We start from the raw sequence: 24,364 nt of genomic DNA, 5'->3' as shown, positions 1-24,364 counted from the left end.
CGGGAGGCCAGTTTGGTGAACGACGTCCGTGTGACTAGGCGAACATGCCTCGCTGCCGCATCAACTCGCGGAACAGGGATTCGTTCTTTTCAAAAGGCGCGCGCCCGTGGACGTAGAAGTAGTTGTTCAAGACAACCAGTTCCCCAACTGGCAGAGAGACCTCCTTTGTCCCTGGCGAGGCTTCCATGGACGCCGAGAGATCGCAGAGGAATGCAGCCTCCTCGCGATTGCGAGGCTGTACAAACTGATCGATGAACGAGATCGACAGGCCGAACTCAGTCTGGAAGAACAGCGGTCGTTCGACCATCTCGCTGACGTTCTTTGAGCCGGGAGCCTTGTAGAGGAAGGGCCTGGTTCCCAGCCTGTGATCGACAAAGCGATTGCGGTCGTCCCAGTCGTCCATATGCAGGAAGCGCGATTCGCCGCCAATTGCATGCTCTTGGGCGAGCTTCATCATCAGGAGCCAGTCCGTCGCTTCGCTGACGAAGGTGCCGTCAGTGTGCATGGTGAATAGCCGGTATGCCTGGCGCAGGTACGAATCGCTGTCATCCGTGTGCTTGACGACGACGCGGGCATAGTAGGTCCCGGACATCGCGTCATGATTGCAGGGGCCCAGAATGTGTGCGATGGCGGTGCCGAATCGCACAAAATCCGTTGCATCAGTGGACATGTCTTGAAGCCCGACCGTAAAGCCACCGTGACGGCGATCCTTGAGAATGCCGATGAGCGTAGCGGCGAAATCCTCCCCCACATGCCTCGCGAGGACATCCGCGAGCTTATACCGCATGAAAGGGACGTATTCGAGGTTCTGGACGTCGATCTGCCGAACCTCATCGACAAAGCCAGCAAGCGCGCCGGGGTCGACCTGCACCTGCAAGATTCGATGGTGTTCCGGATGATCAGTCAGCCTGAATCGTGTTTGCTCATGACTGGAAAGGGCTGCCGCAGGGCGTGAAGCGTTCATCGTTGTTTCCGTGAATGGGTTTCGTTATTTCACCCCGAAACTTTGATACGATCCAGACAGGATTGCGTAATGTTTGTTCTCTTTTTGAGATTAAAAAATGATCGATGTCCGCCAGTTGCGGTACTTCCTGGCTGTGGCCGAGGAACTGCACTTTGCCAAGGCTGCAGACCGCCTGGACGTTGCCCAGTCAGCCCTGAGCACCCAGATTCAACGCCTTGAACGAGACCTGGGCGTAACACTGCTGAACCGCAACAAGCGACAACCCGTCACGCTTACGGATGCAGGCCACCTATTTCACACCGAGGCTGTCGCCGCATTGCGTCATCTCGAGCGCGCTGATCAGGTGGGGCGACTGGCTGCCAGGGGGCTTGCCGGCGTCATCCGAATCGGATTCGTGGCTTCCGCGGTAAGCAGCGGCCTTCTTTCAAGGTTGCTGACTGAATTTCGGTGCTCACATGAAAACGTACGGGTCGAAGTGGTGCAGATGGAATCCCCCCGGCAGCTTGAGGCGCTGAAAGACGGCCAGATCGATGTCGGGATTGTGAGGCCCAGACGTCTGTACCCGGCTGGCGTGATTGCGAAGGTTGTACAGACAGAGCGCTTGTTGGTTGCGATGGCGCGGAGCCATCCATTGGCCAGCCGGGCCTCAGTTCCGGCGCGTGTTCTGGCAGAACAGCCTTTTATCGTCCCTCAGTTCGACGACGAAGAAGGATTCGGGCACGTACTGTCTGCATTGGGAAAAGCCGGCGGCTTTACCCCGCATCTCGAGTATCGCGTTCAGGATTTCATCTCCGCGATCAGTATGGCGTCCGCGGGCTACGGCATAGCGATCGTGCCGGAGTCGATGCGGAATTTTTCACAGCCCGGGATTTGCTACAAACAGATTGCTGATTTCAGTTTGCCTGTGCACTTAGCACTGGCTCACAGACGCAGGGAGCTATCGGCGGCCGTGCGCGCGTTTGTGAAACTGGGAGTCGCCATCTGAGTTCGTCGTCCGAAATCTCGGTTGCATCATTACTCCCCGTCACACCTCCAGGCAGCATTTCTTGTACTTCTTCCCGCTTCCGCACGGGCAGGGATCATTTCTTCCGGTCTTTGGCCCAGCGGTACGGGGGCGCGTCGCTTCTTGATAGTTGGACAGGTCCCGCAGGCGCTGAAAGAATTTTCCTCGCTTGGGTGCGGTTGCGCGTTCGGTGCGCAAGCCAAGCGCGATCTCGACGTCCTCCGCGCCAACCCCGTCGAGATCGACACAATCCTTGGCATATGCCTCCCGGATCAGGTCGATGGACTCCACCGCGTTCAAATCGAGCAGCACGGACACAATCTCCGTGTTGAGGGTCTGTCTGCCTGCTCGGCCGGCTTCGCGAAGCAGAAAGCGACGTCATCACGTCGCGGACGGCGCTCGAAGCCGCTCACGCCAGGCCTGCAGGAATCGCAGGCCTGGCGCAGCCCCGATCCCGGCGTTACAGCGAACGCGCCACCAGTTCGCGCTGGATCTCGTTGGCGCCGCCGTAGATTCGCTGCACGCGGGCATCCGCATACATGCGGGCAATCGGGTATTCCAGCATGTAGCCATACCCGCCGAAGCACTGCAGGCACTTGTCGATTACCTCGCCCTGGCGCTCGGTCAGCCAGAACTTGCCCATCGAGGCCAGCGACGAGTCGAGCGTGCCGTCGATCCAGTGCCTGATGATGTGATCGGCAAAGGCGCGCGAAGCCGTCGCCGTGGCCTTGACATCGGCCAGCACGAAGCGTGTGTTTTGCTGCTCGATCAGCGCCTTGCCGAAGGCCTTGCGCTCCTTGACGTACGCCACAGTCAGTGCAAGGGCCCGCTCCATCTGCGCGGCGGCTCCAACGGCGATCAGGGCGCGTTCGTACGGAAGCTGGCCCATGAGTTGGAAGAAGCCCTGGCCTTCCACGCCGCCAAGCAGCGCATCGGCCTCCACCACACATTCGTCGAAGAACAGCTCGGAGGTGTCGCCGGAGTCCTGGCCCACCTTGTCGAGGCACTGACCACGGCGGAAGCCAGGGTTGTTGGCATCCACGATCAGCAGCGAGATGGCCTTAGCCCCCGGTTCGTCGCCAGTCCTGGCGACCACCACCACCATGTCGCACATCTGCCCGTTGGTAATGAAGGTCTTGGCGCCATTGATGACGTACTTGCCATCGGGGCGCTTGCGCGCCGTGGTCCGCACGCCCTGCAGGTCCGAGCCGGTGCCCGGCTCGGTCATGGCGACCGCCGTGATGATCTCGCCGGACGCGATGCCGGGGAGCCAGCGACTTTTTTGGGTCTCGGTGCCGTAGCTGCCCAGGTAATGTCCCACCAGGTAGTTGATGCCATAGCCGAAGCCGGTGCTGCCGGCGTAGCCCATTTCGCGCGCCACCACCGCCGCATGCGCCGCCGTGCCACCGGCGCCGCCATAGGCCTCGGGCAGATCGGGCAGGATCAGGCCAAGTTCGCCGGCCTTGCGCCAGACCTGGCGGTCGACGTGATGCTGCGCGCGCCATTTCATTTCGTTGGGCTCGATGATGTCCTTGCAGAAGCGCTGCACCGCATCGGCGAACGCGTCCAGGTCCTCATCCATCCACGGCGAACGGAAATTTTCTAGCATGCTAATTCCCCCGGTTCCGCCTCAGATGCTACCGATACCGCCGCCGCAGATGAGCACCTGCCCGGTCACGTAGTTCGACTCCGGCTGGCAGAACAGGTAGACCGAACCGGCGGCCTCGACCGGGGTGCCCGGTCGGCCGAGCGGGATCATCTTTTTCGACTGCTCGACCAGCGCCTCGCTGATGCCGACCTTGATCTCGCGACCTTCGATATTGACAGTGGCGCTTTCCTTGCCGGCAATGGGCACGGTCAGGCGGGTCTCGATGTGGCCGAAGGCAACGGCGTTCACGTTGACCTTCAGGCGACCCCATTCCTTGGCCAGCGTCCTGGTCATGCCGAGGATGCCGGCCTTGGCCGTCGAATAGTTGGCCTGGCCGACGTTGCCGCCGGCTGAGACCGACGAAATGTTGACGATCTTGCGGAACACCTCCCTGCCCTCGGCGGCCTCTGCTTTGGCGGCGGCGCTGATGACCGGGTAAGCAGCGCGCAGGATGCGGAAGGGAGCCGTCAGGTGGCAATCCATGATGGCGTACCACTGCTCGTCGGTCATCTTCTGGATCACGTTGTCCCAGGTGAAGCCGGCGTTGTTGACGATAATGTCGATGCCTTGATAATTCGTGACAGCAGTGCTCACCAGGCGGTCGGCGAAGTCGGAAGCGGTCACGCTGCCGACGCAGGCCACGGCCTCCCCGCCTTGCGCTTTGATCAGGCCGACCACTTCGTGCGCCGGCTCCGCGTCGAGGTCGTTCACCACCACACGTGCGCCTTCGGCCGCCAGTTTCAGGGCCACTTCCCGGCCGATGCCACGGCCCGAGCCGGTGACGATGGCGGACTTGCCTGCGAGTTTGGTCATTTAGGAGTCTCCTTTGGATGCTCTGTCGGGTTCTGCCCCGCTCTCCCATTGAGGGGCGTGGGGCGGCAATCAGTCAGTCCAGCGCGACGATGGCCTCGCCAACCAGCTTGTCCTCGCCATGCTGATTGGTGGACCTGATCGCCACCTTCACGCGATGCTCGCCGTTAGCCTCGAATTTCTCGACGACTTCACCGGTACATGTCGGCTGGTTACCCAGGTGGGTGATGCCGGTGAACCGGATCGCGACACTTCGCAGCGCCGGCTGCGGCACCCAACCGGTCAGCAGTCGGCCGAGGTAGGCGGCCGACAGCATGCCGTGCGCGAACACGTCCGGCATCCGCGACTTGCGCGCAAAGTCGATGTCAATGTGGATTGGGTTATGGTCAGCCGAGGCGCCGGCGTAAAGCGCCAGCGTGGTACGGTTGATGGCCGGCAGGGCCAGCGCCGGCAGTAGGTCGCCGACCTTCACGTCTTCATAGCGCGGTGCTTGCATTGGGAATATCTCATTAGGCACGGCGCTCGACCAGCGTGCTGCGCAGGTCAGCGACGTGCTCGCCTTTCTGGTTGGTAACGCGGGTTTCCTGCACGACGAAGTGCAGCGCACCGCCCTTCTTGTCGTAGACGTCCGAGACCCGGGTTTCGAACTGCAGCACGTCGCCGGCGTAGGCCATGCGGTGGTAATCGAAAACCTGCTCGGCATGCAGGATGCGGCCCAGGTCCATCTGCAGGACTTCCAGCGTCTTGCTCAGCTCGCCCACCTCGCTGTTCAGGCAGAAAAGGAAGGTCGGCGGGACCGGCAAGGCGGGATGGCCGTCGTCGCGCGCGGCGGATTCGTCGGTGTAGATCGGATCGGTTTCGCCGATCGCCTTGGCGAAGAAGCGCAGGCGGCCCTTCTCGACCTCGACGGTGCCGTGGGACAACTTGCTGCCTATGAGACTTTGGTCTGCCATGTGGGAATCTCGCTGTTCATATCCGGTGGCGCCGCCATCCGGCGCCACTTCGTCCTAGCCGCGGCCATACAGTGTCACCACGCAGGCCCCGCCCAGGCCGAGGTTGTGTTGCAGCGCCATGTTCACGCCCTCGACCTGCGTCGGCCCGGCCGTGCCGCGAATCTGGCGCGTCAGCTCATAGCACTGCGCCAGGCCGGTCGCGCCCAGCGGGTGGCCTTTCGACAGCAGGCCGCCCGACGGATTGGTCACGACCTTGCCACCGTAGGTGTTGTCGCCGTCAAGCACGAACCTCTCGGCGCCCCCCACCGGCGCGAAGCCGAGCGATTCATAGGTCAGCAACTCGTTGTGCGCAAAGCAGTCATGTAACTCCGCAACCTTGATGTCCGACGGGCTGACGCCGGCGCTCTCGTACACCTGGCGAGCGGCTTCCTGCGCCATGCTGAAACCCACGACCTCGATCATCGAGCGACTCTCGAAAGCCTTCGGGCTGTCAGTGGTCATGGACTGGGCCAGGATGCGCACGTCGGCGCGCAGGTTGTGCTTCCTGGCGAAAGCTTCCGAGCAAAGCATGGCGGCAGCCGCGCCGCAGGTCGGCGGGCACGCCATCAGGCGGGTCATCACGCCAGGCCAGATCACCGGATCGGCCATCACATCTTCGACGGTAACCACCTTGCGGAAGATCGCCAGCGGATTGTTGGCGGCGTGGCGGCTGGCCTTGGCACGGATCGCGGCGAAGGTTTCCAGCCTGGTGCCATACCGCTCCATGTGCTCCCTTCCCGCGCCCCCGAACTGCAACAGGGCAATAGGGATGCCTGCAGCCGACGCTTCCTGGTTGAGGTCTCGGGTGATGTCCAGCAATGTGCCCAGCGGGGCCGGCCTGTCATCCCACTGCGACTTCAGCGCGCCCGGCTGCATCTGCTCGAAACCCAACGCGATCGCGCATTCCACCGCACCGCTCTCGACCGCCTGGCGGGCCAGGAACAATGCCGTCGATCCGGTCGAGCAGTTGTTGTTGACGTTGACGATCGGAACTTGCGAGAGGCCTACCGGATACAAGGCAGCCTGGCCGGCGCACGAGTCGCCGTACACATAGCCAACGTAAGCCTGCTGCACGAGGTCATACGAGAGGCCGGCATCGCCCAGTGCCATGCGCGCGGCTTCCGAACCCATCTCGATGTACGTACCGCTGGCGCCTGGCTTCCTGAACGGAATCATGCCGACTCCGGCGACTACGGCTTTTGACATATGAATCTCCCTCCCTGGTGGCAGAAAAAACCTTGACGGTGTGGCGCTCAGAACGGCGCGTCGCCGATGATGGTCGCGCGCAGCATGCAACGGCGCGCAGGGAAGTAGTCCTGGACGGCGTAGTGCTGCGTGGAGCGGTTGTCCCAGAACGCGATGGTGTTGGCACGCCAGCGCAGGCGCACCTGGTATTCCGGCGCGCTCGCCTGGCGGAACAGGTAGTGCAGCAGGTCCATCTCCTCGATCCGGAAATCAAAGCCGAATCGATACTGGCTCTCGTGCTGTTCCAGGTAGTTCGACAAGTGCGTGGTGAACGCCTCATTCACATACAGGATCTGCTCGCCGGTCTCGGGGTGCGTGCGCACGACCGGATGTGTCGCCGGCGGGAACTCCTGGCGGCGGGCCTCGCGCTGCTCGGCAGTCATGCGCGAGCCGAAGGCCGGCAGGATATCGTGCACGGCTTGCAGGCCGGCAGGATATCGTGCACGGCTTGCAGGCCGGCAAGCCGCTCACGCACCGCTGCGGGCAGGCCCGAGTACGCCGCGGCCATGTTCACCCACAGCGTATCGCCCCCGACCGGCGGGCATTCGACGCAACGCAGCAGCGAACCCATTGACGGACGCTTGCGCCAGCTCACGTCGGTGTGGAAGATATTCTCGCGCGCCGCCTGCTTGTTATCGCCACCGAGTATCACCAGCTCCGGGTGGTCGGGGTGGTGGGGAAAGACGGGATGTACCTCAAGGTCGCCAAAGCGACGCGCCAGCGCGACCTGCTGCGCAGCACTGATATCCTGGTCCCGGAAGAACAATACCTTGTGTTTCAACAGCGCCGCGCGCAATGCCAGATACTGATCGTCTTCGAGCGGCACCCTGAGATCGATGTTGCCAATCTCCGCCCCGAGGCAGGTCGCGACGGGTTCCACCGTGAACGAGGCCTTGCGGACACCCGGGCGGATCATGGCCGGGCTATTCGGCGCGGCAGCAAATGCTTGTTCGCTCATTCCAATTTTCCTTGAGGCAGCCGGTCCGGTGCTTACCAGACCGCGATTGATGGTTGCGCCTTTCAGCGCCGGAACACCATGGCCAGCACGACGCTGGTCAGTTCTGCTGATAGCGTTCGCGCAGGCGCTTCTTGTCGAGCTTGCCCACGCTGGTCTTGTCGATGTGGTCGACCAGCAGGATGCGCTCCGGAATGGCGTACTTCGAGATCGTTCCGGCATCCGCCAGTGCCGCGAGGTGGCTGCGCACGGTGTCGGCATCCAGAGGGGCATCGCCTGCGCGTGGCACAACTAGCGCCATCGGCCTTTCTCCCCATTTCGCGTCCGGGACGCCGATCACGGCCACCTCGGACACGCCCGCCACCTGGGAAATGGCATCTTCGAGGTCGATCGACGAGACCCACTCGCCCCCGCTCTTGATCACATCCTTGGCCCGGTCCACCAGATGCAGATAGCCATCCGCGTCCAATCGGCCGATGTCTCCGGTATGCAGCCAGCCGCCCTCCCACAGCGCGGAACTGGCGTCGGGGTTCTTCATGTAGCCCTGGGTCAGGTAGGGCGCGCGCACCACCACTTCGCCGACGGATACGCCATCCACAGGCACTGGCTGCATATCGGCGCCGACCACCTGCATCTGCGTCAGCAGCGCTGGCAGCCCGGCACCGACGCGGATGTCGACTTCGCGCTCATGTCGCGCCTGGGGGTCGGCGATGTCCTGGGCCACGTCGCTCTTGATCTGGCCCAGGCTCAGCAACGGGCAGGTCTCGGACATGCCATAGCCGGAGAAGATGTCGATGTTGCGCGCCAGCGCCTGCCTGCACAGCGCGCGGGACAGGGCACTGCCGCCGATCACGACCTTCCATCCGCCGAAGTCGGCGTCCTGCGCGGCCGGCGCCGACAGCACCAGGTGCAGGACGGTCGGCACGCAATGCGAAAAGGTGACGCCCTCCTTGCGGAACAGGTTCACCAGCTTCGATGGCTCGTAGCGGCCAGGGTAGACCTGCTTCCAGCCGCACAGCGTGGCAATGTACGGAAAGCCCCAGGCATGCGCGTGGAACATCGGCGTCAGGGGCATGTACACCTCGTTGCGCGAGAAGCTCGCGTTCTCGCCGGACTGCGACAGCGTTGCCAGCGCGGTCAGGCTGTGCAGCACGAGGTCGCGGTGGCTGAACGAGACGCCCTTCGGCAGGCCGGTGGTGCCCGTGGTGTAGAAGAGCGTCGCGCGCGTGTTCTCGTCGAATTCCGGAAACGCATGCGCCGGATCGCCGGCGGCAAGCAGCGCCTCGTATTCGCCGGCCCAGTCAAGCTCCGGCGGCACCTTGCCGTCTTCGGCCAGGCAGATCAGGCGCTTGACGCGCGGCAAATGCGCGCGGATTTCGTGGATCAGCGGCAGGAAGTCGACGTTGACCAGCAGCGTCTCCGCCTCGGCATGGTCGAGCGTATAGGCAATCTGCTCCGGCGACAGGCGGATGTTGGTCTTCATCAGCGTCGCGCCCAGCATCGGCACGGCGAAATAGGCTTCCAGGTAGCGATGGCTGTCCCAGTCGAGCACCGCGACCGTGCTGCCGCGGGCCACGCCCAGCCGGGTGAGCGCGCTGCCGAGCCGGCCGATGCGTTCGACCAGCGTGGGATAGCCAAAGCGCACGCGGTCGTCATAGACAATGTCGTTGCGCGAGCGCTGAGCGATCGGCGTGGCCAGCAACTGCTTGATCAGCAGGGGAAAGTGGTAGGCGGTCATATGTCTCTGCTCCATTCGGTGTCTTTGTTGGGTATTGCCTGCCAGGGCGCCATGGGCTGTCAGTGGCTCGATGCCGCGGCCTCGCCGCGATAGTGGTAGGCAGGTCTCGCGTGCCGGCGCACGGACAAGGCGGCGCGCGCCGGATCGATCGCCAAGCCCCCGGCCAACGCGCCGGCGACCATCAGCAGCCCGCAGAGGGCAAAGCCCGCTTCATAGCCCGCGCTGCCGCTCATGCCTTGCACCAGGAAGCCGGTGACCAGCGGCGCCAGCACGCCGGCAAACGAAGCAATGGAGTTGTCGATGGCAAGGATGGCGCCGCGCTGCGAATCGGGCACCACTTCCGCCAGGATGGCGGGTCCCACCGCATACATGACCTGCGCCAGCCCCAGCGTCAGGCCGATCAGCGCCGCGCGCCACAACGGCGGCAGTTCTCCCAGCCACACCAGCATGAATGCCGCCCCGCCCATGGCGACGGCCGCCGCGGCCACCTTTGCGCGAGCCGTCCGCGACGACACGCCGCGCGCCAGCAACTGACGCACCAGCCACGATCCCGCGAGGCTGATCGGCAGGCCCATGGCGATGAGTGCCGCGTACAGCCTTCCCGATTCGACGGCGCCATATCCCAGGCCCTTCTGCAAATAGGCTGGCAACCAGGTCAGCGTCAGAGCCAGTCCCCAGTAGGAGAAGAACTTCATGGCGATGCATGCCGCCACCGTGGGTTCGGCCAGCAGCCGGCGATAGGGCACGTGCATGCCGGCCTTCTCCTCGCGCGTCTCGGCGTCGGCGCCCCGGCCTTCCGTCCCCAGCGCCATCCACAGCAGCGCCCAGGCGAAGCCGATCACGGCCAGCGCGTAGAAGTTGGCACGCCATCCCCAATGCGCCGTCACCAGCGGCATGGCCATGCCTGCCAGCAGCAGCCCGATGGCGCCGCCTTGCGCCAGGCAGGCCACCGGCAGTTCGCGCTTCTCGTTGGGAAACCATTTGTAGCAAGCGTGGACCGCAACGGGCCACGCCGGTCCTTCGGCGGCGCCCAGCAGCACGCGCGCCGCCACCAGCACGAAGAGGCTGGACGACATGGCCATCGGGATCTGCAGCACCGACCAGGCCAACGCCATCGCCAGCAGGATGCCGGTCGTCGGCCGGCGGTTGGCCAGGAAGCCGCCGCTGACGCCCGCGATGGCGAACAGCCAGAAGAAGCTGCTGCCGATCAGCCCGAACTGTGCAGGCGACAGGTCCAGCTCCGTCATCATCGGCACGGCCAGCAGGCCGACCGCGATCTTGTCGGCGAAATTGATGACCATATAGACCACCAGCAGCAAGGCGGTGCGCCAGGCCATGGCCGGTTGATAGGAGGTGTTCATGCGTTCTCCGGCAAGGTGCAAGTCTCCGCGGCGGGTTGCCATCGATGGCGGCCGCCGGGGAAATCGTCAATGGGACAGCGTAGGGCGCCGCGGCCCGCAGGCCGCGAGAGAACTGCAGGCGGCGTGCCCGCTCAGGGCGACGTCACCGTCCTGGTCTCGAGGAACTCGGCCAGGCCTTCCGGACCGCATTCCCGTCCGTTGCCTGAGGTCTTGCATCCGCCGAAGGGCGCAGCCAGGTCAAGCATGGCGCCATTGACGAAAACCACCCCGGCGCGCAGCCGCGCCGCCACGCGTTGCGTGCGGTCGGGGTCGGTGCCGGCCACGTAGGCGGCGAGGCCATAGTCGGTATCGTTGGCGATGGCGATCGCCGCCTCCTCGCCGTCGTAGGGAATCATTACGAGCACCGGGCCGAATATCTCCTCGCGCGCGATCGTCATGTCGTTGCGGACGTCGGCGAAGATGGTCGGCCTGGCATAGAAACCGCATTCGAGCCCGTGTGGTCGTCCCGCTCCCCCCGCGGCCAGCCGCGCGCCCTCCTCCAGGCCGATGCCGATCATGCGCTGCACTTTCTGGTACTGCGCGCGGTTGGAGATCGGGCCCATGCCGGTCTGCGGATCGGCGGGATCGCCCACGCAAATGGCATCGGCCGCTGCCGCGGCAATCGACACCGCCTCTTCGTAGCGCTGGCGCGGCACCAGCATGCGCGTGGGCGCGATGCAGGTCTGGCCGGCATTCATCATGCACTGCGCCACGCCGGTGGTGACGGCAGCCTGCAGGTCGGCATCGTCGAGGATGACCAGCGCGGACTTGCCGCCAAGTTCCTGCGCCACGCGCTTGACGGTTGGTGCGGCGTTAATGGCCACCTCTACGCCAGCGCGGGTCGAACCAGTGATGGAAACCATGTCCACGTCGCGGTGCGACGACAGCGCAGCCCCTACCACGCTGCCGTCGCCGAACACCATATTGAAGACGCCAGCCGGCACCCCGGCGGCGTGCAGGATCTCGGCGAACAGCACTGCATCCAGCGGCGCGATCTCCGACGGCTTGAGCACCATCGTGCAGCCCGCTGCAAGCGCCGGCGCAACCTTTGCCGCGATCTGGTTCAGCGGCCAGTTCCATGGAGTGATCAGCGCCGCCACGCCGACCGCCTCGCGCCGGATCCGGCTGCGGCCGCGCTCGCTCTCGAACTCGAAATCACGCAACGCTTCAAGCGTGGCCTGAATCTGGCCCAGGCCGATGGGCGCCTGCAGCGATTGACAGAGCGTCACCGGAGCACCCATCTCGCACCGCACCGCGTCCGCCAGTTCGCCCAGACGCGCCTGGTAGCCCGCCATCACGCGCTCCAGCAGCGCGACACGGGTCTCACGCGGGGTGGCCGACCACGCCGGCAGCGCTGCCTTCGCGGCCTGTACGGCACGCCCGGCGTCCTCAGCGCTGCCCATGGCCAGCTTGCCGATGACCGCCTCGGTCGCGGGGTCGATGATGTCGGCGTAGGTGGCGCGCATGCACGGGGCTACCCACTCGCCGTTGATGTAGAACTTGTCCAGCACTTTCATGGTGTCTCCGTTTGTCCTGCATCCGGGTCGTCCCGTTCATCGCCGGGACTTGATGCGCTGACTTTAGGTTTGCCACCGTGATTCGTCCAATGCATAATCAGCATCCGATCAATGCGTTGGACGCAATGCGTGTAGTATGGATCTCCGCCGTCTCAGCCACGTTCTTGCCTTGGCCGATGAGTTGCATTTCGCGCGCGCGGCCGCGCGCGTCCATCTCAGCCAGCCGGCGTTCAGCCGCAGCATCCAGGCCATCGAAGCAGAACTCGGCCTGCGCTTGTTTGAGCGAGGCGATGCAGATGTTCGCCCAACGCCGGCGGGACAATTTGTGATCGATGGTGCGCGCAAGCTCCTGTTCGACGCCCGCTGCCTGCAGCGCAATATCGACCTTTATCGGGATGTGGAGCTGGGCGACACGGCCTTTGGCGTAGGACCCTTCCCCGCGGTGACGCTGATGCCGCGCGTCTTGTCCGAGCTGCGGCAACGCCATCCCAGGGTCGCGCTGCGGGTGGAGGAAAGCAATTGGAAGCAGTTGCTGGAGCGGCTACGCGGGGAAAACATCGAGTTCTTTGTCTCGGACACCAATGAGCTGCCCGAAGAAACTGCGCTAACCATCCGGCTCCTGCCTGCCGAGCGGATCGAGTTCTACGCTCGCTCGGGCCATCCGCTGGCTGGAACTCGCTGCGCATTCGCGCAGATCTGGCAATTCGGGCTGGCGTCGGCGACGCCGCCGGCCATGATGCAGGCCACGCTGGCCGCAACATTGGGCCAACCGGCCAGCACCACGGTGCCGGCGCTGGAATGCGACAACTTCGGCATCCTACGCGCCGTGGCACTCAGCACAGAAGCAGTTCTGGCAAGTCCCCGTGCACTCGTCGCCGCCGACGTTGAAGCCGGCGCCCTGGTCAAACTTGCGATCATGGATGCTCCGGTATTGATCGTGCGCCCGGGCATCGTTTCGCTGACGGGACGAACCCCTTCGCCCATTGCAAGATCCGCCATGGAATGCATTGAACGCGTAGCGAACAGCGTCTTGAGACCTGCCGACGACTGCCAGCCATGACGTTCCAGTTGCGCTCGTGCAGCGCTGCCGTCCGGATTTCGTAGCACAAAGGAAAGTTTGAGTACCACGTCACGCCAGGTGAGGCAAATTCCGGTGCCTTTCAGGTGATACAAGGAGATTTGGTTATGAAACAACGGCCTGCGCGTGATAGAGCGACAAGGCTTTGATGGTGATTGGGGACTCAATGCCGGCCAGGGTCACGACTTTTTTCAGGGCATCGGCCCGGATGCAGCGTGGAGCGATAACGGAGACGCTGGGGTATCGCGGCTCTTGCGGAACTTGCCCGCGCAAGCGAACGTCGCCAACAATCGCATCCTTGCCGGCACCGTGGCCAAAGCTGTCGAGAAAGTACGTGCATCGTCCATGGATGTACGCTAACGCGCTGGCCTGGCTCTGCGGCGTGCAAGCGGACAAGGTCGCTGTCGTGGCGATGAAAGCTCATCAGCTTATCGACGCACGACGTGGCCTCCAAATTCATGCGCTGACCTCGTTCGTCAGCGCCAGGCCGGACTCGAATTCAGTCATGCTGCGCAGGGTCGTCTGGCAGATCGTCGACACGGCTTCCCGCGTGAGAAAGGCCTGGTGCCCGGTCACGATGACGTTTGGGAACGAGACCAATCGCTGCATCACGTCGTCGGCGATGATAGTGCTGGAGAGATCACGGAAGAACAGATCGGCTTCCTGCTCGTACACGTCCAGTGCCAGCCCACCAAGTTGTCGGCTCTGCAGTGCATCGATTGCGGCCACGGTATCGAGCAGGCCTCCGCGGCTGGTATTGACCAGCAGTGCCCCGGGCTTGGCGCGCGCCAGTGCGTCAGCATTGATGATGTGGTGAGTCTGCGGAGTCAGTGGGCAATGCAGGGAAATAATGTCCGCACTGGCGCCGATTTCGCCGGGTTGGGCGTAGCGGCCGCCTAAGGCTTCGAATTCCGGTGAGGGAAACACATCATAGCCGATCACTTCGCATCCGAAGCCAAGCATGATGCGGGCAAATACCCGACCGATCTTCCCGGTGCCGACCACGGCGACGGTCTTGCCGCAGAAATCGAACCCCATCAGGCCATCGAGCGAGAAATTGAAGTCCCGCGTGCGATTGTAGGCACGGTGGATCTTCCGGTTGATAGCCAGCAGCAGGGCCACGGCATGCTCTGCCACCGAGTTGGGCGAGTACGTCACGACTCGCACCACCTTCATGTCGGGACCCGCTGCGGCGCCAAGATCGACATTGTTGAATCCGGTGCAGCGCAGCGCAACCAGTGACGTGCCGCCACGCCGGAGCACATTGAGCACGGCTGCATCCGCGACATCGTTCACGAAAATACAGACTGCTCCATGACCAGCGGCCAGACTGACAGTATTGATGTCGAGCTGAACATCGAAGAAGTCGAGTTGATGGCCTTCGGCAACATTGGCGGCGTCAAGATACTCTCGGTCATAGGGCTTGGCGCTGAATACGGCAACTTTCATCGCTTCTCTCCGGGTCGGAATGAGGTCCCGGGGCTTCGGGCAGAAATGCCTGTTTGCCCTACCCGCCAGCCAGGACCATGGCAATCTCCACGAACAGGATCTTGGTAACCGTCATCGAAGGAAAGATCATGGCGTAGCCGATATCCGGCTGCTCCGTGGGCGCTACGCGGTTGGCGAACGCCAGGATTGCCGGATTTCCGGTCGCCCCGCAGATGACGCCCGCTGCCACATCGAAAGGCATCCTGAAGATCCACAGGCAAGCCAGGGCCGTGACCAGCACGAGCACCAGAACAATGAGCAGGCTGTAGAAAAGCAGCGAAGCTCCGGTGATGGCAATGGTCGAGAAGAACCTGGGCCCTGAGGATATTCCCACCTGTGCCAGGAAAATGGTAAGCCCGAGATTGCGCAGCACCAGGTTGGCAGAAAGCGGCATGGTCCAGACGAGCGGGCCCGAACGACGGATCTTTCCCAGATAGAGCGCAACCAGCAGCAGTGCGGCCAGTCCGAGGGTCAGCTTGCCAGCGCCCGGGACCGGCAGGGGAATCATGCCCGCCAGCAGGCCCACCGCCGCGCCAATGCCGATGGAAATGAAGCTCAGCTCTGCGGTACCTTTGATGGAGTCGCCGAAAAACTTGCGCATGGTCTTGGTGTGGGCGCGATTCACTAGCAGCCCGACCCGATCCCCGACTTCGAGGATGAGCTCGGGGCTTGGCAGCATGTCCGCGTCGCCCCTGCGTACCTGGACGATCGAACTTGCGATGCCATCAGGAAAGCGGATATCGCGCAGCGCAAGCCCGACCACGGCACGGCTTGAGGCAAACAGGCGGACATAGTCAAGGTCCTCGCGATGACTGCTCATCCGGCCTGGCTGCAACTCTCCCAACATGCCAGCAGCTTCCCGAAGCAATGCGGGCTCGGTGGACGTCGCCAGCAGAACGTCGTCCGTGCGCAGGACAAGGTCTTCCGTTGGCAGCTGGTTATGGTGCTCGCGACGCACCGCCGCAATGGCCAGCCCCGCTGGCAGGCGCGCCTTCAGCTGGGAAAGCGTGAGGCCGACGAGCTCCGGGTTGCGCAGGGAAATCTCGGCAGTCTCAATGATCTTTGCCGCTGGCGCCTCGATTTTCGCTTTAAGCACCGCACCGAGGACATAGAGAATCAGGATCGGGCCCGCCACACCGAACGGGTATGCCACGCTGTAGCCAACCGCCGCGCCATCGCCCTTCATGGCCGCAATGATGGCCTGCAATGTCGCCGTGCTGGTCCCGGTGCCGGCAAAGATGCCCAGCGACTCATCGAGCTTCAGCCCGAACAGCGGAACCAGCGCCAGCGACGCCATTCCGGCACCGATAACTCCCAGGGCCGCGGCGGCATTGGCCTTCAGTCCCCGGGTACTGGTCAGCCCCTCGAAGAACTGGGCGCCGTACTGGATGCCGATGCCATAGAGGAACAGCAGCAGGCCGAGAGTCCCGACCAGCGGGGGCGGCGCCGCTTTGGGTGCGAACCCCCCGATTGCCAAGCCGACAAATAGCACGGCGCCGGAACCCAGCGCAACGCCCTTGATATTAATTTCGCCGACAACGTAACCCAGTGCAACCGTGAGGAGCAAAGTGAACAAGGGCTGGGTTTCGAATAAGACCCGGACTGCATCCATTGCCAGTTCCTTCTAGCCGAAAGATCAGCGGGACAGGCCGGTATGGCTTGCCGAAATAGATGGGCGGGGAGCACCGCTCTCCTCGCTCAGGGCCTGAATATGCAGGGTAGGTCAATTGTGCCGGACGTCAAATCGATTCCACGGTTGCGGTGCCGGGCATAGGACGGCTGCCCGCCAGACGGACGAGGCATGCCACATGCCGCAAGCTGCCGGCGCAAGAGCCCCCACACAGCTTCTCCGCGAGCACCGCCAGTGAGCTTCAGGCAAGGCGAATTTTACTTTCACGATCGTGAAAGTACCTCCGAGCCTACCCTGAGCAGTCCCGGCGGGACATCACGAACACAAACCCACTTGCCTGTTGGCTCCATTCTTTGTTGGGTTGCTCGCCTGGCGATTAATTGCATTTTCTTCCAGACAGCCTTGATTTCTGCCCGTGTTGTCGAAGATCCGTCCAGCGTGGCATCCTCGCGCGTGGAGACGGTCAGGTCGATCTCGCCGCGGCGCAGTGCTTCCATCAGGAACGGACTGCGGCCGACATGGATCTCCAGCCGCAGCGCGCCATCGTCGTAGCATGGTCTGCAAAGCTGGGAGACAAGGATGGCGGGAAGCGCGGACCTCCTTGAAACGACATGGCAAGCATGACCGATATATAGTCACCATCAGCACGGCCGCGGGGCGCGCACAGGCCATACTGCAAGACGTCGAGCGCCGCTGGAATGCCGCCGCGCAGGCATGGAATGCAGATGCGCGCCAATTACTCCGGCTTGACATTGGCTGCCTTTGCCACTTGCGTCCAGGTAACGGTGTCTTGCTTGATCCGTTTCGCAAACTCCGCTGACGGAATTCCGCCGGGTTGTGCCCCCATGCTCGCCAGTCGCTCCTTGACGTCGGCGCTTTGCACGCTCTTCTGCACTTCGGACTGAAGCTTGGCAACCAGGTCTGGAGGCGTCCCCTTGGGCGCAGCAAGGCCAAACCAGTTGGTCACGGCGTAATCTTTCAGTCCAGCCTCGGTGAACGTCGGCACCTCCGGGAGTGTCGGTACACGGGCTGCACCAGTGACCGCCAACGCTCGTGCCTTGCCGCCCTTGACCTGCGGGATCGCAGTGGGTGTCGCGGTAATCAGCAGATCGACATTTCCGGCAATCAGGCCCATCAATGCTTCGCCAGCGCCCTTGTAGGGAATGTGCGTCAGGGAGACGCCTGAGCTTTTCTCGAACACTTCTGCCGCCAGATGTGTCGAGCTCCCTGCGCCGCCGGAGCCAAAGTTGAGCTTGCCGGGGTTCTGCTTGGCGTATGCGATCAGTTGCTGCAGGTTTTTGAATGCCGATCCTGTAGGAACAATGATAATTACCGGCGTCTGCGCGATGGTGGTGACCGGCACCAGGTCACGCTCATGGTCCCAGGGCAGGGTCTTGAAGAGTGACGGCAGCATCGTGTACGTGGTGTCGTTCGCGAGCAGGGTGTAACCGTCGGGGGCGGCGCGCGCGACTTGCATGGTACCGATCGTCCCGCTGGCTCCTGGCTTGTTTTCAACAAAAAAGGATTTGCCGGTGCTCTCGGTCAGTTTCTGGGCGACCTGCCTGGCAACGAAATCGGTGGTGCCGCCGGCCGAGTACGGCACGACGATGCGCACCGGCTTGCTGGGCCAGGTCTCGGCATGGCCCGGCAGGGTGGCGCAGAGCATGGCAACGGTAGCGATCAGTCGGTTCAACATGGTTGTCTCCTTGGTGTGGCTTGTCGTTGTCCGGCGCCGGTGATGCGGCGTCCGGGCGATGCGGGTCATCGCGGGGCGACTGCCGTCGCCCGCGTCTTGTCGAGAGATGCTTTGGATGACGTCTCGCTCGTCGCAAGACGGCATCGTGGTCCTATTCGCGCGGAGGCTCCGGCACGTCGCGCTGGGGCGTGCCGTCATACGTCCACAGGAACTGCCGAGGGATCGGTCCCTTGTTGCGCCCGCCCTGGTTGGTCTGCTCCCACGCATGCGCGAGAATGCCGACCGAGCGGGACAGGCAGAACAGCCCGCGCGCCAGCGGCGCCGGGAAGCCGAGTTCGGCATAGATGACAGCGGTGGCGCCGTCGATATTCATCGGGATCGGCTTGCTGCGGCCTGCGCCAAGGGCGTTTTCCACTGCGCGCGCAATCGCGGCGTAGCGGCCGTTGACCACGCCTCTCTCCGATGCCTGGTCGACCAGCGCCAGCAGCCGCGGCGCCCGGGGATCCAGCGGATGAAAGCGGTGGCCGAACCCTGAGACGAACTTGCCGTGCAGGTCGCGGTAGCGCTCCAGGCCGGCACCGACCGCCTCATCCAGGCCGGCGCCTGCGTCGATGCGTTGCGCGATGTCCTGGTACAGCTCGACGGCCTGCTCGCCGGCACCGCCATGCACGTCGCCCAGCACGTTGACAGCCGAGGCCATCGCGTTGTTCAGCCCCACGCCGCAGGTGGCCGCCATGCGCGCGATGGCGATGCTGGGCGCCTGCGGGCCGTGGTCCACGGCCGCCATCAGGGCGGCATCAAGCAGTTCGCCCTGGCCGGGCCCCGGCAGTTCGCCGCGCAGCATCAGCCAGATCATCTGTGCGAACGACACGCGGCCGATCAGCTGCTCGATGGGATAGCCTCGATAGCGAATTTCGCCGGGGCGCATGTCGATGATCTCGGTGCGCCACCAGTCCTGCGACAAGCGTTGGCCGGCGTCCATGGTGCTATCGGGCGTGTTGGGGGCTTGTTCGATGCGGCTCATATTGCGCGCTCCTGGCTGAGTTGGTCGATGTCCGCGTCGCTGTAGCCCAGGCTGCCCAGGATCGCGCGCGTATGCTGGCCGAGTTCGGGTGGTGGCGTGTCGACGGCCGGGGCCTCGCGATTGAGCTTGAAGCCCGTACGCACCACGCGAATGTCGCGACCAACGCCCGGCGCATCGGCAAATTCACCGATCATGCCGCGGTCACGCACCTGGGGATGGGCGAGCGTGTCGGGCACGCTCAGCACGGGTCCCGCCGGTACGCCGGCCTCGTTCAGCAGCGGCCACCACTCGGTGGCCGCTTTGCTGGCCAGCTCGGCCTCCAGCGCTGCCGTCAGCGCAGCTCGGTTGGCCAGCCGCGCCTGGCGCTGGGCGAAGCGTTCATCGGTGGCCAGTTCGGGCTTGCCCACCACGCGGCACACAGCCTCGAACTGTTCCTGCTTGTTGGCGGCGATATTGAGCAGGCCGTCGCCGGTGCGGAACGTCCCCGAGGGGCTTGCGGTCATGTTCTCGTTGCCCATCGGCACCGGCGCCCTGCCCGCGATCAGGTGGTTCGACACCACCCAGCCCATGGTGGCGAGCGTCGCTTCCAGCATCGAGACATCAATGAAGTAGCCCTCGGTGCGCTGGTGGTCGGCGAGCGATGCCGCCACCGCAAAGGCCGCGGTCAGCCCGCCGATGGTGTCCGACACCGGATAGCCGACCCGGTACGGGGCCGTCTGCGGGTTGCCGGTGATGCTCATCACCCCGGACATGCCCTGGATAATCTGGTCGTAGGCCGGCAGTTCAGCCAGCGGGCCGTCCTGGCCGAAGCCCGAGATCGCGCAATAGATCAGGCGCGGGTTGTCCTGCTTGAGCGTCTCGTACCCCAGGCCGAGGCGGTCCATCACGCCGGGACGAAAGTTCTCCACCACCACGTCGGCGCTGCGCACCAGCTTGCGGAAGATTTCCTTGCCATGGGCGTGCTTCAAGTTGATGGTGATCGACTGTTTGCCGGGATTCTGGGCGAGGAACGACACGCCCATCAGGCGCTGGTTCAGCTCGGCATCGGCGCCCAGCTGGCGTGCCAGGTCACCGGTACCGGGCGTTTCCACCTTGATGACCTCGGCGCCCATATGGGCAAGCTGGTGGCAGCAGAAGGGCCCGGCCAGCACGTTGGTGAGGTCGAGCACGCGAGTATTGCGCAAAGGCTTTTGCATGACTGGCTTCCGATAGCGTGGTGTTGCAGCAGTACAGTCGCCGCGGCACCACTGAATGAATTACTCGACGCGGGCGCCGGACTGACGCACGATGTCGCCCCAGCGCGTGTTTTCGCTCTGGATGAAGGTCGTCAGGTCCTTGGCAGAGCCGCCGCGCGGCTCGCTGCCTTCTTCGCGCAGCCTGGTGATGGTGTCCGGCTGTGCCAGCACTTTGTTGACCTCGGCATTCAGGCGCGCCACCACTTCCGCCGGCGTGCCGGCGGGCGCCACCAGGGCCTTCCAGTCTTCCGCCTGGAAGCCGGCGTAGCCCGACTCCGCCACGGTCGGCACGGCGGAAAGCAGCGGCAGGCGTTTGGCGGAGGTCACGGCGATCGCACGGACCTTGCCGGCCTTGACCATCGGCATCGCGATCGGCGGCGTGGCGAAATAGAAATCGGTCTGCCCGCCCATCAGGTCGGTCAGCGCTGGTGAGGCTCCCTTGTAAGGGACGTGCAGCATCTTGATGCCGGCGCGGCGCGCGAACATTTCGCCGGTGAGGTGGCCGACGGTGCCGGCGCCTGCCGATGCCATCGATAGCTGTTTCGCCTTGCCCGCCGCAACCAGATCGGCAACGTTCTTGTAAGGGGCATCGCTACGCACGATCAGCACGACCGGTTGCGCCGCGACCAGGACTACCGGCGTGAAGTCCTTCCGGGCGTTGTAGGGCATCTTCGGATACAAGGTGGGATTGATCGCCAGGTTGGCGGTCTGGCCCATGCCCAGGGTGTAGCCATCCGGCTTGGCCTTGGCGACGCTATCGAGTCCGATATTGCCGCCGGCGCCGGCGCGGTTCTCCACCACTACCTTCCAATTCGTGGCCTGGCCGATCTTGTTGAACACCAGGCGCGAGAGCACGTCGGTGCCGCCGGCAGGCGGGAACGGCACGACCAGCCGGACCGGCTGGGATGGATAGGCCTCGGCCGCAGCCGCGCCTGTGACGCCGGCGGCGAGCAGCGCCGACACCGTGCAACCGAGCATGGCCCGGGCAAAACTGCGGCGGGTTGCCGTGGCGAACGGCTGGTGAGTGTGAGCGTGAGTCATGTCGTCTCCTGTACGGGCGGATGGCGTGTGGGTTGTTGGCAGAAGGTGGAGGAGCTGGCCTGCAGCAGCAGGGGCTGGCAATTCAAGGTGGATTAAGGCGATTCGCCAAGCCGGTACACGGCACTGGCCGTCCCGCGGAACAGCGCGTCGCGCTCGGCTGCGCTGGCCTGTGCAGTCAGGCGCTTGAAGGCGTTCCAGCCGTTGCTGTAGGGGTACGAACCCTTGTCGACCGGGAAATTGCTTTCGAACATGCAGCGCTCGGCGCCAAACGCTTCCACGCACGTGAGCATCCACGGTTTCCACGTGTCGGCGAGCTGAACCGATGACGGCGGGCGCTCCCCCTGGTCAAAGCCAAAGCCGTTGATGCGCATGCCCAGGCCGCCCAGCTTGACGCGTACGTTAGGTAGGCGGGCCAGTTCGCGCATGTGGCGCGACCACTGCGTGAACACTTCCGCCGGCTTGTCACGGTACTGGCCGATGCGCACGATGCCGCCGCAATGGTTGACGATGACAACCGTATCCGGGTTGGCTTTGGCCAGGTCGAACAATTCCGGGAGCTGCGGAAAGAACAGCCAGGCATCGTAGGACAGTCCCAGGGGCGCCAGCTCTGCAACGCCTGCGCGGTATCCAGGATCCAGCAGCAGTCCGCGGGGTGCGGCGGTAAGAGGATTGGCGAGGGAGGCGTCGGCATCCCAGGTGGTGAGGTGGCGCACGCCCCGGAAACGGCCGCCGCCGGCAGCGAGGTGGGCTTCCAGGACTTCGCGCACAGCCGCGCCACGCCGCAAGTCCGCGTAGCCCACGATGGCCTGGGCAACTTGAGGCTCCCCGCCGGCGTGCGTTGGCGTTGCCTGCGAAACAAACTCGGTTTCGCCGACCGGACGTAGTGCCTCAGGGCCTGCTACGCGGTAGCGGGTCAGGGCTTGCATATACACGGACGCCTGGATGTTGTGCCCGCAGCGCAGATCCTGCAGATAGTCGTCGCGCAGGTAGGTCCATCCCGGGCGCTCGTAGAAATGGTGATGCGCATCGACGATTGGCAACAACGGCTCAAGCGCCTCCTCGGTGGCAGAGGCTAGCCATTCGGGCCGAACGGGAAGGTAGTTACTCATCGCGCTTTGTTCTCTCAGACAGACCCGTGTTCTATGGAAAAGAACTTTAGGCGCGAGAAACCGCGTTAGAAAGGAGGGTATACCCTCATCTTTCTATTTTTTTGAAAACGTGTTCTACTGGACAGAACAAACAGCCACGACCAACATGGGCCACAACTCCACTTCTCCGCTCGATGGCCGGACCGAGGTCCCGCCTGCCGACAGTTCCAGCGGCGTGGCGGTGCTGGATCGCGCTTTTGCCATTCTTGGGGCATTCGGCCCCAACGATGACCGCCTGACGCTGACGGAACTCTCGCGCCGCACGGATATGTACAAGAGTACGGTGTTGCGCTTGCTGGGCGCGCTGGAGCACGGCGGCTTCATTCGCAAGCTTGACGATGGCCAGTATGCAATTGGCCCACAGCCGCTACGGCTGGCCGCGATTTATCAGCGATCGTTTCGCGTCGGTCCTGTCATTGAGCCTTTGCTTGAGCAACTCAGCCGCGAGCTTGGCGAGACCGCTTCGTTCTATGTCCGTCAGGGGGACCGGCGGCTGGTGCTGTATCGGGTGGAGCCGGCGCGCGCTGTGCGCGTCGCGATCGGTGTCGGCGATGAGTTCCCCATTGATCGCGGTGCCTCGGGCAAGGTGTTGCTGGCGTTCAGCGAAACCAGCGATGAACGCTGGCACGAGGTTCGCGAGCGCTTGTGGGCTGTGTCATATGGCGAGCGCGAGTCCGAGACTGCGGCCGCTTCAGTCCCTGTTTTCAGCGCGATGGGGCAACTCGTCGGCGCCTTGACCTTGTCCGGGCCAAAGCAGAGACTCGCCGCTGCGCCGACCATGTTCGCGGCAGTGACAACGCTGCTAAAGACTGCCAGGCAGGCCACCGAGATCCTCGGCGGCAATGGAGGGCGATTCGATAGCAGTATTGCGCAGCTGCACATGCAGCAAATCATCACCAGCGGTGCCACCGGCGCCCATGAGGCACCGTAGGTAGCGCAGACTCTTCGGTGCGTCCAGACCTGGGCCAAGCAATCCCGTAAGCGCTGCACCGGATTCCTGGAATGCCGCCCCGCCTCGGGGTTTCGTCTCGGTACCAAAGAGCCGGAGAGCGTGCAATGCAAGACCAATCCAGAATCCCGCGCACGGTGCTCAAGTGTCCATGAACCCGCGAAACTTCGGTTCCCCGCCCATCTGCGTGCTGCTACGAAGACTGCCGATCGACCAGCTTGGCGATTAATTGCATTTTTATTTTTGCCTCCGACGGCAGCCGGCGCTGTTGTCGAGGATTGAGGTTCGTGCGACCGCGCTCATCATCCATGCGGCCATAGCTTTTCAGTGCGAAGCAACGGACCTGTGGGGCGTTTCGCCCGCTGCTTTCATGGTCCGCCTCGACCCTTGTCCGCCGGAAAATATGCCGGACTGTTGCGCGCTCTATTCCAGCTTTATATCTCTTATTACTTAGTCCGGCCTGCAGAATGTTGAAGGGTAAGGCGCAGCAAGGCGTCGGAAGAATTGTGCTGCGTGCAGAACTCCCAGATCGAATAGGAATCTGATTTAAATCCTGGGAGATTTGAGGGCCTTGCTGATGAGCACACCGGACTTCTTTCGCAGCCGCTTGGACGGGATGATTGATCTACGGCATCCGCTCGCAGTGCTGGCGACCCGGATGCCATGGAACAACATTGAGGCGGCCCTGGCGCCGGTGCTTGCGCGCAAGGGGAAGGATGGACGCACTGTGGTCGGCGAGGACTTGTTTGGTCCGACACTGGCAGTGGCCGGTGCCGGCGTCAGTGCCGCTGGCCGGCCTCGCC

The 24,364-nt window shown here is 63.7% G+C and carries 19 protein-coding genes and 5 pseudogenes; 4 read left to right on the top strand and 20 right to left on the bottom strand.

Features of this window, described 5'->3' with window-relative positions; genetic code table 11:
* Positions 1–34: 34 nt before the first annotated feature.
* Positions 35–964 (bottom strand): glutarate dioxygenase GlaH, encoded by a 930-nt coding sequence (gene glaH, locus K309_RS0119560; protein WP_029048002.1) that lies wholly within the window; start codon positions 962–964, stop codon positions 35–37.
* Between the two features lie 97 nt (positions 965–1,061).
* Here glaH and K309_RS0119555 point away from each other — a divergent pair, with 97 nt between their 5' ends.
* Positions 1,062–1,949, top strand: a complete 888-nt coding sequence (locus K309_RS0119555; protein WP_029048001.1) for a LysR family transcriptional regulator — start codon at positions 1,062–1,064, stop codon at positions 1,947–1,949.
* Positions 1,950–1,988: 39 nt separating this feature from the next.
* Here the strand turns inward: K309_RS0119555 and K309_RS43985 are convergent.
* The 10 genes and pseudogenes from K309_RS43985 to K309_RS0119505 form a co-directional block, all read right to left on the bottom strand.
* Positions 1,989–2,063 (bottom strand): annotated as a pseudogene (locus tag K309_RS43985) (SEC-C metal-binding domain-containing protein); the annotation flags it as partial.
* A gap of 364 nt (positions 2,064–2,427) precedes the next feature.
* Positions 2,428–3,576, bottom strand: coding sequence for an acyl-CoA dehydrogenase family protein (locus K309_RS0119545; RefSeq protein ID WP_029047999.1), 1,149 nt, complete (start codon positions 3,574–3,576; stop codon positions 2,428–2,430).
* Between the two features lie 21 nt (positions 3,577–3,597).
* Positions 3,598–4,428, bottom strand: a complete 831-nt coding sequence (locus K309_RS0119540) for an SDR family NAD(P)-dependent oxidoreductase (protein ID WP_029047998.1) — start codon at positions 4,426–4,428, stop codon at positions 3,598–3,600.
* 73 nt (positions 4,429–4,501) lie between these two features.
* Positions 4,502–4,921 carry a MaoC family dehydratase gene (locus K309_RS0119535; RefSeq protein WP_029047997.1) on the bottom strand — a complete coding sequence of 140 codons (420 nt, stop codon included), beginning with the start codon at positions 4,919–4,921 and terminating at the stop codon, positions 4,502–4,504.
* A 13-nt stretch (positions 4,922–4,934) separates the two neighbouring features.
* Positions 4,935–5,378: a MaoC family dehydratase N-terminal domain-containing protein gene (locus tag K309_RS0119530; protein WP_029047996.1), complete on the bottom strand. Its 444-nt coding sequence runs from the start codon at positions 5,376–5,378 to the stop codon at positions 4,935–4,937.
* Positions 5,379–5,432: 54 nt separating this feature from the next.
* Positions 5,433–6,623: a lipid-transfer protein gene (locus tag K309_RS0119525; RefSeq protein ID WP_029047995.1), complete on the bottom strand. Its 1,191-nt coding sequence runs from the start codon at positions 6,621–6,623 to the stop codon at positions 5,433–5,435.
* 47 nt (positions 6,624–6,670) lie between these two features.
* Positions 6,671–7,578, bottom strand: a pseudogene (locus K309_RS36865) (TauD/TfdA dioxygenase family protein).
* 139 nt (positions 7,579–7,717) lie between these two features.
* Positions 7,718–9,355 (bottom strand): fatty acid--CoA ligase, encoded by a 1,638-nt coding sequence (locus K309_RS0119515; RefSeq protein WP_029047994.1) that lies wholly within the window; start codon positions 9,353–9,355, stop codon positions 7,718–7,720.
* 59 nt (positions 9,356–9,414) lie between these two features.
* Positions 9,415–10,716: an MFS transporter gene (locus K309_RS36860; RefSeq protein ID WP_051320519.1), complete on the bottom strand. Its 1,302-nt coding sequence runs from the start codon at positions 10,714–10,716 to the stop codon at positions 9,415–9,417.
* A 131-nt stretch (positions 10,717–10,847) separates the two neighbouring features.
* Positions 10,848–12,272 carry an aldehyde dehydrogenase family protein gene (locus tag K309_RS0119505; protein ID WP_029047993.1) on the bottom strand — a complete coding sequence of 475 codons (1,425 nt, stop codon included), beginning with the start codon at positions 12,270–12,272 and terminating at the stop codon, positions 10,848–10,850.
* 136 nt (positions 12,273–12,408) lie between these two features.
* Here K309_RS0119505 and K309_RS0119500 point away from each other — a divergent pair, with 136 nt between their 5' ends.
* Positions 12,409–13,332 carry a LysR family transcriptional regulator gene (locus tag K309_RS0119500; protein WP_029047992.1) on the top strand — a complete coding sequence of 308 codons (924 nt, stop codon included), beginning with the start codon at positions 12,409–12,411 and terminating at the stop codon, positions 13,330–13,332.
* A gap of 123 nt (positions 13,333–13,455) precedes the next feature.
* Here K309_RS0119500 and K309_RS41770 read toward each other — a convergent pair whose 3' ends face one another.
* The 9 genes and pseudogenes from K309_RS41770 to K309_RS36855 form a co-directional block, all read right to left on the bottom strand.
* Positions 13,456–13,746: a hypothetical protein gene (locus K309_RS41770; RefSeq protein WP_156914398.1), complete on the bottom strand. Its 291-nt coding sequence runs from the start codon at positions 13,744–13,746 to the stop codon at positions 13,456–13,458.
* A gap of 60 nt (positions 13,747–13,806) precedes the next feature.
* The gene (locus K309_RS0119495; protein WP_029047991.1) at positions 13,807–14,799 is read right to left on the bottom strand and encodes a 2-hydroxyacid dehydrogenase; all 993 of its coding nucleotides are present in this window, start codon (positions 14,797–14,799) and stop codon (positions 13,807–13,809) included.
* A gap of 58 nt (positions 14,800–14,857) precedes the next feature.
* The gene (locus K309_RS0119490; protein WP_029047990.1) at positions 14,858–16,450 is read right to left on the bottom strand and encodes an aspartate:alanine exchanger family transporter; all 1,593 of its coding nucleotides are present in this window, start codon (positions 16,448–16,450) and stop codon (positions 14,858–14,860) included.
* 446 nt (positions 16,451–16,896) lie between these two features.
* Positions 16,897–17,004, bottom strand: a pseudogene (locus K309_RS42980) (LysR substrate-binding domain-containing protein); the annotation flags it as partial.
* Positions 17,005–17,204: 200 nt separating this feature from the next.
* A complete protein-coding gene (locus K309_RS0119485; RefSeq protein ID WP_029047989.1) occupies positions 17,205–18,164 on the bottom strand; it encodes a Bug family tripartite tricarboxylate transporter substrate binding protein in 960 nt (319 codons plus the stop codon).
* Positions 18,165–18,315: 151 nt separating this feature from the next.
* Positions 18,316–19,188 carry a citryl-CoA lyase gene (locus tag K309_RS0119480; protein ID WP_029047988.1) on the bottom strand — a complete coding sequence of 291 codons (873 nt, stop codon included), beginning with the start codon at positions 19,186–19,188 and terminating at the stop codon, positions 18,316–18,318.
* Positions 19,185–20,384, bottom strand: coding sequence for a CaiB/BaiF CoA transferase family protein (locus K309_RS0119475; protein WP_029047987.1), 1,200 nt, complete (start codon positions 20,382–20,384; stop codon positions 19,185–19,187). Before K309_RS0119475 ends, K309_RS0119480 begins: the two co-directional genes overlap by 4 nt.
* Before the next feature lie 60 nt (positions 20,385–20,444).
* Positions 20,445–21,401, bottom strand: a complete 957-nt coding sequence (locus tag K309_RS0119470) for a Bug family tripartite tricarboxylate transporter substrate binding protein (RefSeq protein ID WP_369796456.1) — start codon at positions 21,399–21,401, stop codon at positions 20,445–20,447.
* Between the two features lie 155 nt (positions 21,402–21,556).
* A pseudogene (locus K309_RS36855) lies at positions 21,557–22,573 on the bottom strand (amidohydrolase family protein); the annotation flags it as partial.
* A 145-nt stretch (positions 22,574–22,718) separates the two neighbouring features.
* Here K309_RS36855 and K309_RS0119460 point away from each other — a divergent pair.
* Positions 22,719–23,543 (top strand): IclR family transcriptional regulator, encoded by an 825-nt coding sequence (locus tag K309_RS0119460; protein ID WP_029047985.1) that lies wholly within the window; start codon positions 22,719–22,721, stop codon positions 23,541–23,543.
* 595 nt (positions 23,544–24,138) lie between these two features.
* Positions 24,139–24,364: pseudogene (locus K309_RS0119455) on the top strand (IS5/IS1182 family transposase); the annotation flags it as partial.

The organism is Cupriavidus phytohabitans (genome assembly GCF_000426345.1).
Classification (GTDB): domain Bacteria; phylum Pseudomonadota; class Gammaproteobacteria; order Burkholderiales; family Burkholderiaceae; genus Cupriavidus.
Note: the sequence above shows the minus strand (reverse complement) of the source record. Positions and strands in the feature narration are given on the sequence as shown.

Coding starts and splice junctions, on each gene's coding strand:
- K309_RS0119495 (WP_029047991.1), bottom strand. CDS start 14,799: ATGAAAGTTGCCGTATTCAGCGCCAAGCCCTATGACCGAGAGTATCTT.
- K309_RS0119485 (WP_029047989.1), bottom strand. CDS start 18,164: ATGTTGAACCGACTGATCGCTACCGTTGCCATGCTCTGCGCCACCCTG.
- K309_RS0119515 (WP_029047994.1), bottom strand. CDS start 9,355: ATGACCGCCTACCACTTTCCCCTGCTGATCAAGCAGTTGCTGGCCACG.
- K309_RS0119475 (WP_029047987.1), bottom strand. CDS start 20,384: ATGCAAAAGCCTTTGCGCAATACTCGCGTGCTCGACCTCACCAACGTG.
- K309_RS0119540 (WP_029047998.1), bottom strand. CDS start 4,428: ATGACCAAACTCGCAGGCAAGTCCGCCATCGTCACCGGCTCGGGCCGT.
- K309_RS0119460 (WP_029047985.1), top strand. CDS start 22,719: ATGGGCCACAACTCCACTTCTCCGCTCGATGGCCGGACCGAGGTCCCG.
- K309_RS0119535 (WP_029047997.1), bottom strand. CDS start 4,921: ATGCAAGCACCGCGCTATGAAGACGTGAAGGTCGGCGACCTACTGCCG.
- K309_RS0119500 (WP_029047992.1), top strand. CDS start 12,409: ATGGATCTCCGCCGTCTCAGCCACGTTCTTGCCTTGGCCGATGAGTTG.
- K309_RS0119490 (WP_029047990.1), bottom strand. CDS start 16,450: ATGGATGCAGTCCGGGTCTTATTCGAAACCCAGCCCTTGTTCACTTTG.
- K309_RS0119505 (WP_029047993.1), bottom strand. CDS start 12,272: ATGAAAGTGCTGGACAAGTTCTACATCAACGGCGAGTGGGTAGCCCCG.
- glaH (WP_029048002.1), bottom strand. CDS start 964: ATGAACGCTTCACGCCCTGCGGCAGCCCTTTCCAGTCATGAGCAAACA.
- K309_RS36860 (WP_051320519.1), bottom strand. CDS start 10,716: ATGAACACCTCCTATCAACCGGCCATGGCCTGGCGCACCGCCTTGCTG.
- K309_RS0119555 (WP_029048001.1), top strand. CDS start 1,062: ATGATCGATGTCCGCCAGTTGCGGTACTTCCTGGCTGTGGCCGAGGAA.
- K309_RS0119470 (WP_369796456.1), bottom strand. CDS start 21,401: ATGCTCGGTTGCACGGTGTCGGCGCTGCTCGCCGCCGGCGTCACAGGC.
- K309_RS0119480 (WP_029047988.1), bottom strand. CDS start 19,188: ATGAGCCGCATCGAACAAGCCCCCAACACGCCCGATAGCACCATGGAC.
- K309_RS0119545 (WP_029047999.1), bottom strand. CDS start 3,576: ATGCTAGAAAATTTCCGTTCGCCGTGGATGGATGAGGACCTGGACGCG.
- K309_RS0119525 (WP_029047995.1), bottom strand. CDS start 6,623: ATGTCAAAAGCCGTAGTCGCCGGAGTCGGCATGATTCCGTTCAGGAAG.
- K309_RS0119530 (WP_029047996.1), bottom strand. CDS start 5,378: ATGGCAGACCAAAGTCTCATAGGCAGCAAGTTGTCCCACGGCACCGTC.